Annotated in this window: 9 protein-coding genes; 6 read left to right on the plus strand and 3 right to left on the minus strand. The window is 71.9% G+C overall.

Annotated features, from left to right (window positions below):
• Positions 1-50 precede the first annotated feature (50 nt).
• Positions 51-3,956 carry a type VII secretion protein EccCa gene (gene eccCa, locus Acy02nite_RS39125; protein ID WP_203753212.1) on the minus strand — a complete coding sequence of 1,302 codons (3,906 nt, stop codon included), beginning with the start codon at positions 3,954-3,956 and terminating at the stop codon, positions 51-53.
• Positions 3,957-4,087: 131 nt separating this feature from the next.
• Here eccCa and eccD point away from each other — a divergent pair, with 131 nt between their 5' ends.
• Positions 4,088-5,470 carry a type VII secretion integral membrane protein EccD gene (gene eccD / locus Acy02nite_RS39130; protein WP_203753215.1) on the plus strand — a complete coding sequence of 461 codons (1,383 nt, stop codon included), beginning with the start codon at positions 4,088-4,090 and terminating at the stop codon, positions 5,468-5,470.
• A 72-nt stretch (positions 5,471-5,542) separates the two neighbouring features.
• On the opposite strand, the gene Acy02nite_RS39135 is transcribed toward eccD, so the two are convergent.
• Together Acy02nite_RS39135 and Acy02nite_RS46855 are read right to left on the minus strand one after the other, a co-directional pair.
• Positions 5,543-6,049, minus strand: coding sequence for an inorganic diphosphatase (locus Acy02nite_RS39135; protein WP_203753218.1), 507 nt, complete (start codon positions 6,047-6,049; stop codon positions 5,543-5,545).
• A 286-nt stretch (positions 6,050-6,335) separates the two neighbouring features.
• Complete coding sequence (locus tag Acy02nite_RS46855; protein WP_239175618.1) at positions 6,336-6,500, minus strand: hypothetical protein; 165 nt, start codon at positions 6,498-6,500, stop codon at positions 6,336-6,338.
• 154 nt (positions 6,501-6,654) lie between these two features.
• Between Acy02nite_RS46855 and dacB the strand changes: the two genes are divergently transcribed.
• From dacB to ftsH, 5 genes are all read left to right on the plus strand, one after another.
• Positions 6,655-8,058 carry a D-alanyl-D-alanine carboxypeptidase/D-alanyl-D-alanine endopeptidase gene (dacB, locus tag Acy02nite_RS39140; RefSeq protein WP_307872308.1) on the plus strand — a complete coding sequence of 468 codons (1,404 nt, stop codon included), beginning with the start codon at positions 6,655-6,657 and terminating at the stop codon, positions 8,056-8,058.
• Positions 8,059-8,145: 87 nt separating this feature from the next.
• Positions 8,146-9,204, plus strand: coding sequence for a zinc-dependent metalloprotease (locus tag Acy02nite_RS39145; protein WP_203753224.1), 1,059 nt, complete (start codon positions 8,146-8,148; stop codon positions 9,202-9,204).
• A gap of 2 nt (positions 9,205-9,206) precedes the next feature.
• Positions 9,207-10,181 (plus strand): tRNA lysidine(34) synthetase TilS, encoded by a 975-nt coding sequence (tilS, locus tag Acy02nite_RS39150; RefSeq protein ID WP_203753227.1) that lies wholly within the window; start codon positions 9,207-9,209, stop codon positions 10,179-10,181.
• 65 nt (positions 10,182-10,246) lie between these two features.
• Complete coding sequence (hpt, locus tag Acy02nite_RS39155) at positions 10,247-10,822, plus strand: hypoxanthine phosphoribosyltransferase (protein WP_203753230.1); 576 nt, start codon at positions 10,247-10,249, stop codon at positions 10,820-10,822.
• A gap of 298 nt (positions 10,823-11,120) precedes the next feature.
• On the plus strand, positions 11,121-13,133 hold the full coding sequence (gene ftsH / locus Acy02nite_RS39160) for an ATP-dependent zinc metalloprotease FtsH (protein WP_203753234.1): 2,013 nt from the start codon (positions 11,121-11,123) through the stop codon (positions 13,131-13,133).
• The last annotated feature ends 2 nt before the right edge of the window (positions 13,134-13,135 follow it).

The raw sequence follows: 13,135 nt of genomic DNA on the forward strand, positions 1-13,135 counted from the left end.
TGGGGGGAGATTACTCCGAAACCGTTGCGTGTCGCTGCGGTCCGAGGTCCCTAATCGCACTGGGAGTCTGTCCCTGGCCCGGATTCGGGAAGTGCCAGCTGGATCAGGCGAATTCCCTCACGGCGGGTGATCAGTCGGCCACGCCCCGGCGGCATCCGTTCCGGCCGCACGGTACTGATCAACGCACCCTCCTCAGGAGATCCCGACATCACCAGGCCGGGCGCGGAAAGCTCCCGCAGGCGCTGGATCACCGGCTCGTAGAGCACCCGCCCGGCACCACCGGCCCGCCGGGTGAGCACCAGGTGCAGCCCGAGGTCCCGGGCCTGCGGAAGGTACTCCAGCAGCGGGGTGAGCGGGTTGACCGGCCCGGCGGCCACCAGGTCGTAGTCGTCGACCAGCACGAACAGCTCCGGCCCGGTCCACCAGGAACGGTCCCGGAGGTCTTTGGCGGTGACCTCGGGGCCGGGCAGGCGCTTCTCCATGTATCCCGCCACCGAGTGCATCAGGTCCAGGGTGGGCTGGGCCTGCATCCCGTACCCGATCCGATGGCCGGTCTCCGGCAGGTCCATCAGGCTGCGCCGGTAGTCGACCAGGATGATGCGGGCCTGCTCGGGCTCGAACCGGCCGGTCACCGACGCGGCCAGGGTGCGGAGGAAGGTCGACTTGCCGCACTCGGCGTCACCGAGCAGCAGGAAGTGCGGATCGGAGGCGAAGTCGACGGTCACCGGTTCCAGATCGGCCTCGGCCAGGCCGATCGGCAGCCGCAGGCCCTCGCCGGCGGCCGCGATCCGCCGGTACGCCACCGTCGCCGGCAACAGCCGCACCCGCGGCGCCACCGCCCCGGACCAGGCCGAGGCCACCGCCTTGACCAGCGCGGCGGTGTCGCCCAGCGAGGTCACCGCGGGTCGTGCCGTGAGCAGGTGCAGCCACTGTCCCGTGACCACCGGGTGCTCGATCACGCCCCGTCCGGGCTGCCGCTCCGGCACCGCCGTGGCGGCCCGCCGCCCGACGTGCGAGTCCGAGGTGTCGCCGAGCCGCAGTTCCACCCGTGATCCGAAGAGGTCTCGCACCGCGGGCCGAAAGTCCATCCACCGGGAGGCGCCGGCCACCAGGTGGATCCCGTACGACAGCCCGCGCGTCGCCAGATCGGTCAGCACCTGCTCGAGCTCCTCGAAGTCGGCGCGCACCGTGGCCCAGCCGTCCACCACGAGGAACACGTCGGGGCCGGTCCCGGACCGCCGGAACTCGGCCATCGAAGCGATCCCGAGCTCGGCGAACGTCCGTTCGCGCTCGGCCAGCAGGGTGACCATCTCGCCGGCGGTCCGGCGTACGCCCTCGGCCTCCAGCCGCCCGAACACCCCACCGACGTGCGGCAGCCCGCGCAGCGCGCCGAGCGACCCGCCCCCGAAGTCCAGGCAGTACACCTGCGCCTCGGCGGGCGTATGGGTCAGCGCCAGCCCGCAGATCAGCGTGCGCAGCGCTGTCGACTTGCCGCTGAGCGTCCCGCCGACCACCGCCACGTGTCCGGCCGCCCCGCCCAGCTGCAGCCACAGCACGTCCCGCAGTTGCTCGCGTGGCTTGTCCACCAGCGCGACCGGCACCTGCAGCGCGCCGTGCAGTGCAGGGTTCGCGCAGGCCAGCCCGCGGTCCCGGTCGACGACGGGTGTCCCGAGCAGATCGTCGAGCGCGGCCGAGGTGTCCAAGGGCGGCAGCCACACCCGATGAGCCGGCGGACCCTGCCCGGCCATCCGGTCGACCAGCACGCTGAGCATGGTCGGCCCGTCCTGGACCGGCTCGGCGGCGACCGGGAGGGCGGCCTGGGTCGCGACGGTGCGCGTGGTGAACGCCATCACGCGCATCTCGGCGGCCCGGCCCGGGACGACTGCCCGGCGCACCCGCCCGGACACGAACGCTCCGCGGAACCGGATCAGCGGCCCGTTCCCGAACTTCAGATACGCGTGCCCCGGGGCGCCGGGCAGGTCGGCAGCGTCCGGCACACCCAGGACGACCCGGGATTCCATGCTGTTGAAGGTCTTCAGCCCGATTCGGTACGACAGGTGCGTGTCCAGCCCCCGCAGCCGCCCCTCCTCCAGCCGCTGACTGGCCAGCAACAGGTGCACGCCCAGCGACCGCCCGAGCCGCCCGATCTGCAGGAACATCTCGATGAAGTCCGGTTTGTGCAGCAGCAGCTCGGCGAACTCGTCGACGATCACGAAAAGCGACGGCAGCGGGGGAAGGGTCGCGCCCGCCGCCCGCGCCCGCTCGTAATCCGGCAGCCCGGCGAAGTTCCCGGCCTTGCGCAGCAACTCCTGGCGCCGGATCAGCTCGCCGTCGATCGCCTCCGCCATCCGGTCGACCAGCGGCAGCTCGTCGTTGAGGTTGGTGATCAGGGCGGCGGTGTGCGGCAGCCGGTCCATCGAGGCGAAGGTCGCGCCGCCCTTGAAGTCGATCAGCACGAAGTTCAGCTGCTCGGAGGAGTGCGTGGCGGCCAGCGCCAGCACGAGCGTGCGCAGCAGCTCCGACTTGCCCGACCCGGTGGCCCCGATGAGCAGCCCGTGCGGGCCCATCCCGTCCTGCGCCGACTCCTTCAGATCCAGCTCGACCGGCAGGCCCTCGGGTGTCGTCCCGATCGGCACCCGCAGCCGTTCCCGGCCGGTCCGTGGTCGTCGGCCCTCGACCGGCCGGAAGCTCTCCGGGTCGCCGATGCCGAGCAGGTCGCTGAACCCGGTCTCGGCCGGCGCCGGTGTGCCGTCCGGGTCGCTCGCGCCGGCCAGGCGCAGCGGGGCCAGCCGCCGGGCGATCGCCTCGGCCACTGTCGCGGGCAGCCCGTCGGCGCGGCCGGCCTCGGTCTCGACGTCCATCGTGGCGGTGCGCAGCGTCCCGGCCGGCCCGGCCTCCAGCGCGAGGGTGGTCCGGTCCAGCAGCCGGGGCGGCGGGGTGTCCAGGTCCAGCACTGTCACGCCGTCCAGGCCGTCGTCCCCGGCGAGCGGGCCGGGACCGTCGCGGACGATCACCACGTGCGGCCCGGACCGGCCCGGCGCGCCCGCCTGGAACCGTGGGCGGCCGCCGATCAGGTCGTCGAGCAGCCGGTCCAGCTCGGGGCCGGAGCCGGCCACCAGCCGCAGCGGGCCGAGCGCGTCCCCACGCTCGGGGTGCAGGGCGTGCGGCAGCCACTTCACCCACTCCCACTCGGCGCGCCGCCGCGGCCCGGCACAGACCGCGATCAGCAGGTCGTCCGGCGGGTGGAAGACGGCGAGCTGGGTGAGCACGGCCCGGACCAGGGCGCGGGCCGGCTCGTCGCCGCGCACGTGGACCCGGGCGAACCCGCGCAGCGACATCGCCACCGGCAGGTCGGGCACCACCGACCAGGCGTCCAGGAATCGCCGCAGCGAGCCCGCCGTCATCGGCTCCAGCTCGTGCAACGGCCGGGTGGGCGGCGGCAGCAGCGGGGTGGCCAGGGATTGCGGGCCGAGCCCGACTCGCACCACGCCGAAGTCGGGGTCGTCGGGCCGGCGTTCCCAGAGTCGATGGCTGGACACCGTGGACCACAGGCGGGACGGGTCGGGATGGCGATAGAGCAGGCCGGCGCGCTGACGCCGCACGGTCTGGCGGACCCGCCGCCGCAGGACGGCCAGGTGGCGCAGGTAGTCGCGGCGGGCGGCGGCCATCTCGGCGCGGCGCGGGCCGGTCGCCGAGCCGAACGAGGTGGCCAGCATGGCCAGCGAGGAGACCCCGAAGAGGCCACCGATCACGTACGAGTACGCCCCGCCCCGTCCCTGGCCCATCATCATCGCCATCGCGACCGTCCCGCCCAGCATCGGCAGCACCATGAGCGCCTGCTGCCAGCGCCCGGCGGGCGGGGCGGGGGTCTCCGGCGGCGCCTCGACGGGCAGCTCCCCGAACGGGATCTCGGGCGCCGGTCGGCGCTCGGCCCGTCTGATCGCCACGGTGCCCATCCGGCCGCCGCCTCTCCGTCGCGGAACGTGCCCCGGCGGTCACGGGGCATCACGACGCGCTCATGCTAGATACAGTCCTGTCGATCCCGCAGCACCGAATCGTTCCCCTGTGGACAACCGGGAGGGGCCTGATGAGCACCGGTCTGGCTCGAGTGACGATCAGCGCCCCGCAGCGCCGGGTGGATGTCGCGCTGCCCGAGCACGTGCCGCTCGCCGAGCTGCTGCCCGAGGTGCTCCGGCACGCCGGTGAGGATCTCGCCGACACCGGTGAGCGGCACGGTGGGTGGGTGCTGCGCCGGGCCGACGGGCTCGCCCTGGAGATCGGCAGCGGACTTCATCCACAGGGTGTGCGTGACGGTGAGGTGCTGCACCTGAGCCCGGCCCACGACGACTGGCCGGAGTGGGAGTTCGACGACGTGGTGGAAGCCGTCGCCGAGGGCGCCCGCCGGCGCGGCGGCCTCTGGACCCCGGCCGCGACCCGCACGACGACCCTGATCGCGGCCGGCGCGGTCCTCACCCTGGGCCTGCTGGCGCTGCGCGGCGACACCTCGGGCTGGCCCGGTCTGGGCCTGGCCACGCTGCTCACCCTGGCCGCGACAACCACTTCCCGGGCGTACGGCGTGGCCGGCGCGGGCGTGGTGCTCGGCTGTTTCGCGATGCCCTACGCGTTCACCGGCGCGACCGCCCTGGTCACCTCGTCCGGCGGCGACCGGATCAGCGGCCCGGGCCTGCTGGCGGGCTCGGTCGCGGTCCTCCTGGCAGCAACGCTCGGCGGGGCCGGGGTCGCGGCCGGTCCGCGGGTCTTCACGGCCGGCGCGACGATCGGCGTGCTGGGCGCCCTGACCGCGCTCACCGTGCTGGCCGCGGGCCCGGCGGCCGGCGCCGCGGCGCTGATGGCGGCCCTGGTCTGCGGGATCTCGCTGCTCCCGGCGCTCGCCCTGCGGCTGGGCCGTACCCCGATGCCTCCGGCCACCCTGCCGGAGGAGATGCCGGACGAGCCGGCCGGTACGGCCCTGGAGGCGCTGCGCCGGCGGCCGGACCGGGAGGTGGTCTTCGCCGCGGCCCGCCGGGCCGACGAGTTCCTGGCCGGCCTGCTGCTCGGCCACGCGCTGCTGGTGGCCGCCGCGGCGGTGGCGCTGGCGGTCGTGAGCACGCCGGCGGCGCGGATCCTGCTGGCGACCGCCGCGATCGCCCTGCTGCTGCGGTCCCGGCTGTTCCGCGCGCGCCGGCACCGGCTGCCGATGATCGCGGGCGGGCTGGCCGCTCTCGTCACGCTCGGCGCCGGCCTGCTCGCCGAGGCGCCGCCGAAGGTCCTGCCCGTGGTGACGCTGGGGTGCGTGCTGCTGGCGCTGGCCGTCGTGGCCGGTGGGACCATCTGGGCGCAGCGCCCGCCGGCGCCGTCCGTGAGCCGGGCCGCGGACGCACTGGACGTGCTGGCCACGGTGTCGGTGATCCCGGTGGCGTGCGCGGTGGCCGGCCTCTACCGCGCGGTCAGCGGTCTCGGCGTCGGATAGCCATACGACCGCACCTGCGAGGCGCGGGCCCCGCAGGTGCGGTCGTCAGCGGTATCAGGGGATACGAACGATCTAGTGGTGCTCGCCTTCCTCGGCCTCGGCGTCCTCGGCGCGCTTGAACGAGGCGCGGATCTCCGCCTCGGCCTCGACCCGGCCGACCCAGGTCGCGCCCTCGACGGACTTGCCGGGCTCCAGGTCCTTGTAGACCGTGAAGAAGTGCTGGATCTCCATCCGGTCGAACTCGCCCAGGTGGTGGATGTCCCGCAGGTGCTCCTGGCGCGGGTCCTCGAACGGCACGCAGAGGACCTTGTCGTCGCGGCCCTTCTCGTCGGTCATCCGGTACATCCCGATGGCACGGGAACGGACCAGACAACCGGGGAAGGTCGGCTCCTGGATCAGCACCAGAGCGTCCAGCGGGTCGCCGTCCTGGCCCAGGGTGCCCTCGATGAAGCCGTAGTCGGCGGGATACTGTGTCGCCGTGAAGAGGGTCCGGTCCAGCCGGATGCGACCGGTCTTGTGGTCCACCTCGTACTTGTTGCGCTGCCCCTTGGGGATCTCAACCAGAACGTCGAAATCCATTATCCGCTCCCCTTGTGATTGCCCGCTTGATGTGACCGGGCCGCCGGGCGGGAAGCGGGGGAATGGAAGCAGGCCCGCAGGATCCGCGCGCAACGGTGTGCCGGATGTCGCTAGTCTCCCCTAAGTCTGACGCCACAGGCGAGGAGGGGCGTGTGACGAGGCAAGATTCACAGAACAGTCCGGAGTGCAACGGCGTGTCCAGCGGGACGAATCACCCGGATGCCGGTAGAGGGCAGTCCGGTTGGCCCGGTGTGCCCGGATCTGCGCCTCAGTCGCAGGCCAGCCCCTATCCGCCGAGCGCCCCGCCACCGCCGCCGGACTCCCGGACGACGGCGCCGATCGCGCCGGCCGGTGGATATCCGCCGAGCGCCCCGCCACCGCCCCAGCCGGTGCCGGCCCCGATCCCGGGCGGCTCACCCGCGTACGGGAAAGCCTCTGTTCCTCTGAACACCGCGCGCCCGGCGGTGCCCCCGCCCGTCGGCGGAGCCCGGCCACCCGCCACGCCGGAGCCCGAGGCCGCCTCGGAGACTGCTTCCGGCAGCGGCCCGGCCGGGTCCGGGTCGGGGTTCTTCGCCAACCCGAAGGCCGCCGCCGCCGTCCTCGCCGTGGTGGTCCTGGTCGCCGTGGCCGTCGTGGGCCTGGTCGAGAAGCCCGGCCCGATCGCCGGCTGGTTCGGCGACTCCTCCACGCCGACCCCGATCGCGACCACGCCCGAGCCGACGCCCACCCCGGTGCTCGCCGCGGCGACCTCGCAGGGCCGGGCGCCGACCGCCGATGCCGTCAAGAAGGCGCTGGATCCGCTGGTCAAGTCGTCCGCGCTGGGCTCGACCGTGCACGTCTCGGTGCTGGACGTGGCCGCCGCGCAGGTCCTCTACGCGCAGAACGCGGACATCCCGACCACGCCAGCCTCGACCACCAAGATCCTCACCGCGGTGACCGCGCTGGCCGCGCGCGGCCCGGCCTATCGCCTGGCGACCCGCGCGGTGGCCGGCGAGACGGCGGGCGAGGTGGTGATCATCGGGGGCGGTGACCCGACGCTGTCGGCCGACGCGAAAGGGCAGTTCCCCGGCGCGGCCCGGCTCGACCTGCTAGCCCAGCAGGTGAAGAAGGCGATGGGCGGCACCCCGATCACCCGGGTGACGGTGGACGCCTCGCTGTTCAAGGGGCCGGAGACGGCGACCGGCTGGTCCTCCGACGACATCTCGCCGGGCGGTCAGGTGGCCCGGATCCAGGCGCTGATGACGAACGCCGGCCGGATCAAGCCGGTGCACAACGAGTTCGGCGGCGACCCGCGGTTCAGCGACCCGGCGCTCGCCGCGGGCAAGACGTTCGCCAAGCAGCTCGGCGTCGCCGCGTCGAAGGTCGCCAAGGGGACGGCCCCGGCGTCCGCCGCAGCCTCCGCGCCGGCCTCCGCCGCGGCCGCCGGCGTGACCCCCGGCCAGGAACTGGGCAAAGTCGAGTCGCCGCCGCTGGTGCAGGTCCTCGACTGGATGCTCCAGCAGAGCGACAACACCATCGCCGAGACGATGGCCCGGCAGGTGGCGCTGGCCGCCGGCGCCGAGCCCAGCTTCGACGGCGCCTCCGAGGCGATGATCAAGAAGCTGAAGGAGCTGGGCCTGCCCGGCGACGAGGCGGACCTCTACGACGGCAGCGGCCTCTCCCGGCACAACGGCATCAGTCCGACCCTGCTGGTGCAGACGCTGGCCCTGGCGGCCGGCGGCACCAAGCCGGAGCTGTCCGCCATGTTCAACGGCCTGCCGGTGGCCGGCTGGTCCGGCACCCTGCGGACCAGGTTCGCCACGCCCAGCCCGAACCAGGCGGCGCAGGGCATCGTGCGCGCCAAGACGGGCACCCTCAGCGGCGTGAACACGCTGGCCGGCGTGCTGATCACCAGGGACGGGCGGGTTCTCGCCTTCGCGATCATGGCGAGCGCCACCTCGGACGCGACCACCGCCAAGGCCGCCCTCGACAAGGTCGCCGCCAAGCTGGTGGCCTGCGGCTGTTCCTAGAACCCGGGTATCGACGTCCGGCCGGGATACCCCGTCTAAGGGTTTCACCGGAGTGCGCTGTGGAGCCGCGCGGGTACTGTCGGCTGCATGGCGCAGTTCGTTGACTGGGATCTGGCCGCCGCGACCGCTGGCGCGCTTTCCAAATCAGGTCCAGCGGTTTCCTACGACGAGGCCGCTCAGGTGGTGTCCGAGCTGCGGGAGCTGACCGAGGTCGCGGCCGGCCACGTGGCGGAGTACACGGGGCTCAGCTCGCAGACCGTGGTCCCCCCGGTTCGCGTGGTCGACCGGCGGGACTGGGCGAAGGTGAACATCGCCGGCCTGCAACAGGTGATCAACCCGCTGGTCACCAAGCTCTCCGGGGACAAGCAGCCGGGCGCGTTCGCCGAGGCGATCGGCTCCAGGGTCACCGGCGTCCAGGCCGGGACGATCCTGGCCTACCTCTCCGGCCGCGTCCTGGGGCAGTATGAGGTGTTTTCCGGCGATCCCGGCCAGCTGCTGCTGAACGCGCCGAACATCGTCGAGGTCGAGCGCAAGATCGGCGCCGATCCGCGGGACTTCCGGCTCTGGGTCTGCCTGCACGAGGTCACCCACCGCACCCAGTTCACCGCGGTCCCCTGGATGCGGGGTTACTTCCTCGGTCAGGTGCAGGCCTTCGTCGACGCCTCGCAGGGCGGCGAGCACATGCTGGAGCGCCTGCGCCGCGGCGTGGCGACGGTCTCGGACGCGTTGCGCGACCCGGAGAGCCGCGCCTCGGTGCTCGACATCGTGCAGACCCCTGGGCAGAAAGCCGTGCTGGACCGGCTGACCGCACTGATGACGCTGCTGGAGGGGCACGCCGAGTTCGTGATGGACGGCGTCGGCCCCGAGGTGATCCCGTCCGTCGAGTCGATCCGCACCAAGTTCAACCGCCGGCGCGAGGGCGGCAACCCGCTGGAGAAGACGGTGCGCCGCCTGCTCGGCATCGAGGTCAAGATGCGGCAGTACGCGGAGGGCCACAAGTTCGTGCACGGCGTGGTCGAGCGGGTGGGGATGGACGGCTTCAACAAGATCTTCGAGTCCCCGCTGACCCTGCCCTGGCTGGAGGAGCTCGGCGATCCGGATGCCTGGGTGGCGCGGGTGCACGACGCGCGCCCGGCGCTCGACTGACCGTGGCCCGGATCCCGGCGCCGGTCGCCGCGGTCCGCACCGCGGTCCGCCGAGGTCTGGCGGACCTGCCATCCGGCGCGCTGGTGCTGGTCGCCTGCTCGGGCGGCGCCGATTCGCTGTCGCTCGCCGCGGCGGCGAGGTTCGTGGCGGGCCGGGTCGGTCTGGTCACCGTGGACCACGGCCTCCAGGAGGGCTCGGACCGCCGGGCACGATCGGTTGCCGCCTGGGCGCGAGATGCCGACTTCGATCCGGTACGTGTGTCGACCGTCACCGTCGCGGGTCTGCCCGGTGGCCCGGAAGCGGCCGCGCGGACCGCCCGCTACACCGCCCTGGAGACTGCCGCGGCCGAGCTCGGGGCGGCCGCCGTGCTGCTCGGGCACACGCGCGACGACCAGGCCGAGACGGTGCTGCTGGCGCTGGCCCGGGGCGCCGGCCCCCGTGGCCTGGCCGGGATGCCGCAGCGCCGCGGGGTGTTCCGCCGCCCGTTGCTCGAGGTGGCCCGTGCCGACACCCGGAAGGCGTGCGCCGCGCTGGGCCTCGCCCCCTGGGAGGACCCGCACAACACCGATCCGGCGTATGCACGGTCGCGTGTCCGTGCCACCGCCCTGCCCACCCTCGTCACCGAGCTGGGCGCGGCCGTGGTCGGCAACCTGGCCCGGACGGCGGCGCTGCTCGCGGCCGACAACGAGGCGCTGGACGAGTTGGCGGCCGAGGCGCTGGAGCGGGCCAGGTCCGGCGACGGCCTGTCCGTGGCGGCGCTGGCCGGGCTGCCGTCCGCGATCCGCGGCCGGGTGCTGCACCGGTGGGCACGGGAACTGGGTGCGCCCGGCGGCGCGCTGGCGTTCGGGCACGTGATGTCCCTGGACGCCCTGGTCACCGACTGGCACGGGCAGGGCGAGGCCTGCCTGCCCGGCGGGATCGCCGTCGCGAGGCGGCACAGTGACCTCGTTCGGGTGGTTCCGGCCCCTGTCAAGTGAGCGATGGGCAACGTAATTCGGCCCCGTTTCGCGAACGGTAACCTCCATGCGGCAGGCTTAGGGCCATGGCAGATGGTTCTTGGTACGACGCCGACATCGACCACGTGATCATCTCGGAGGAGCAGATCCGCGAGAAGATCGACGAGCTGGCGAAACAGGTCTCCGCGGACCATGCCGATGCCGCCGACGGCATCCTTCTCGTGTGCGTGCTCAAGGGCGCGGTCATGTTCATGGCCGACTTCGCCCGCTCGCTGGGCCGCCAGGGTCCGTCCACCGAGATGGAGTTCATGGCGGTCTCCTCCTACGGGCAGGGGACGACCTCGTCGGGCGTGGTGCGCATCCTGAAGGACCTGGACCGGGACATCGCCGGCCGCCACGTGCTGGTGGTCGAGGACATCGTGGACTCCGGGCTGACCCTGTCCTGGCTGATGAAGTACCTGGAGTCGCGTCAGCCGGCCAGCGTCGAGGTGGTCGCGCTGTTCCGCAAGCCGGACGCGGTGAAGGTGCAGGTTCCGGTGAAGTATGTGGGCTTCGACATCCCCAACGAGTTCGTGGTCGGTTACGGACTGGACTTCGCGGAGCGCTACCGCGAGTTGCCGTACGTGGGAGTTCTGCGGCCCGAGGTCTACGCCCGTAGCTGAACCGCTTTCTCAGCGTGTTCTCAGTAATGGTGGATATCGCCCGTTTTATTGCTGAAACACGCTGGATTGCGGGGGGTTACGTGGAGTTCGCCCTACCGCCTCACGGGTTCGCGATGCGTGCCTACGGTGTACGGTCGAGTGACCGATGGCGTGGTGTCACGAGCGCCGGAGGGGCCGGGACGCGATTCGCCGCCACCAAGCGGGGGAAATTGATCCCGGCGGCCGCCGGTGGGCGGCGACGTTGAGGTGACCAGGACGCCGATCAGGAGGGTCCGGGCGCTTGGCGCCCGACAACAGTATGGAACGTACGCGTTTCTTCCGCCGCCCGGTGGTCTGGATCATTCTGGTGATCATCGGCGTAGTCGCGCTGAGCTCGATCTTCACCAGTGGTACCAGCTACCAGCGGGTAGACACTTCGGTCGCTCTTGAGCGTCTGAACCAGCCCGGCATCGAGAAGGTCGTCCAGAAGGACAAGGAGCAGACGCTCCAGATCGACCTGAAGGATTCCGAGCAGTTCAACGGCAAGAGCACGAACAAGATCGAAACCCAATATCCGTACGAGGTCACCAGCGCCATCTGGGACGACGTTCAGCAGGCCAAGTCCGCCGGCCGGATCACCGGGACGATCAACACCACCGTCTCCGGCGACAACATCCTCCTCAGTCTGCTGATCAACCTGCTGCCGATCGCCATTCTGGTGGTTCTGCTGCTGCTGTTCATGTCGCAGATGCAGGGTGGCGGCTCGCGGGTGCTCAACTTCGGCAAGTCCAAAGCGAAGATGATCACCAAGGACACGCCCAAGACGACGTTCGCCGACGTGGCGGGCGCCGACGAGGCGGTCGAGGAGCTGCAGGAGATCAAGGACTTCCTGCAGAACCCGGCGAAGTACCAGGCGCTCGGTGCCAAGATCCCGAAGGGCGTGCTGCTCTTCGGCCAGCCGGGTACCGGTAAGACGCTGCTGGCCCGCGCGGTCGCCGGCGAGGCCGGTGTGCCCTTCTACTCGATCTCCGGGTCGGACTTCGTGGAGATGTTCGTCGGTGTCGGCGCGAGCCGGGTCCGCGACCTCTTCGAGCAGGCCAAGTCGAACGCTCCGGCGATCGTCTTCGTCGACGAGATCGACGCCGTCGGCCGGCACCGCGGCGCCGGCATGGGTGGCGGTCACGACGAGCGCGAGCAGACGCTCAACCAGCTGCTCGTCGAGATGGACGGCTTCGACACCAAGGGTGGCGTGATCCTCATCGCGGCCACCAACCGGCCCGACATCCTCGACCCCGCGCTGCTGCGTCCCGGTCGTTTCGACCGGCAGATCCCAGTGGACAACCCGGACATGGAGGGCCGCAAGGCGATCCTCCGGGTGCACGCCAAGGGCAAGCCGTTCACGCCGGATGTCGACCTCGACTCGGTGGCCCGCCGCACGCCCGGTTTCTCCGGCGCCGACCTGGCCAACGTGATCAACGAGGCCGCGCTGCTCACCGCGCGTAACGAGAAGCGGGCGATCTCGAACTACTTCCTCGAAGAGGCGATCGACCGGGTCATCGCCGGCCCCGAGCGCCGCACCCGGGCGATGAGCGACAACGAGAAGAAGATCACGGCGTACCACGAGGGTGGTCACGCTCTGGTCGCCTACGCGTTGCCGCACTCCGCGCCGGTGCACAAGGTGACGATCCTGCCGCGTGGCCGCTCGCTGGGTCACACGCTGGTCCTGCCGGTCGAGGACAAGTACACGCAGACCCGTGCCGAGATGATCGACACCCTGGCGTACGCGCTGGGTGGCCGCGCCGCTGAGGAGCTCGTCTTCCACGAGCCCACCACTGGCGCCGGCAACGACATCGAGAAGGCGTCCGGCCTGGCCCGTGCCATGGTCACGCAGTACGGCATGAGTTCCAAGCTGGGTGCCGTGAAGTACGGGACCAGTGGGGACGAGCCGTTCCTGGGCCGCAACATGGGCCACGAGCGGGACTACTCGGACTCGGTGGCAGCCGACATCGACTCGGAGGTGCGTGCGCTCATCGAGCTCGCGCACGACGAGGCCTGGGAGATCCTGGTGGAGTACCGGGATGTCCTTGACGAGATGGTCCTCGAGCTGATCGAGAAAGAGACGCTCACCCGCGAGGACATGGACCGGATCTGCGCCCGGGTGCAGAAGCGTCCGCCGATGTCGCCGTTCAACGGTTTCGGCAAGCGGCTCCCGTCGGAGGCCCCGCCCGTGCTCACCCCCGCCGAGCGGGAGAAGCTGAAGGCGCAGGCCGAGTCCGATGGCCAGCTCGCCGTCGGACCGAACGCCAACGGCACCGTCGAAGGCAGTAACTGATC

The sequence above is a fragment of the Actinoplanes cyaneus genome (genome assembly GCF_016862095.1).
In the GTDB taxonomy this organism is placed as follows: domain Bacteria; phylum Actinomycetota; class Actinomycetes; order Mycobacteriales; family Micromonosporaceae; genus Actinoplanes; species Actinoplanes cyaneus.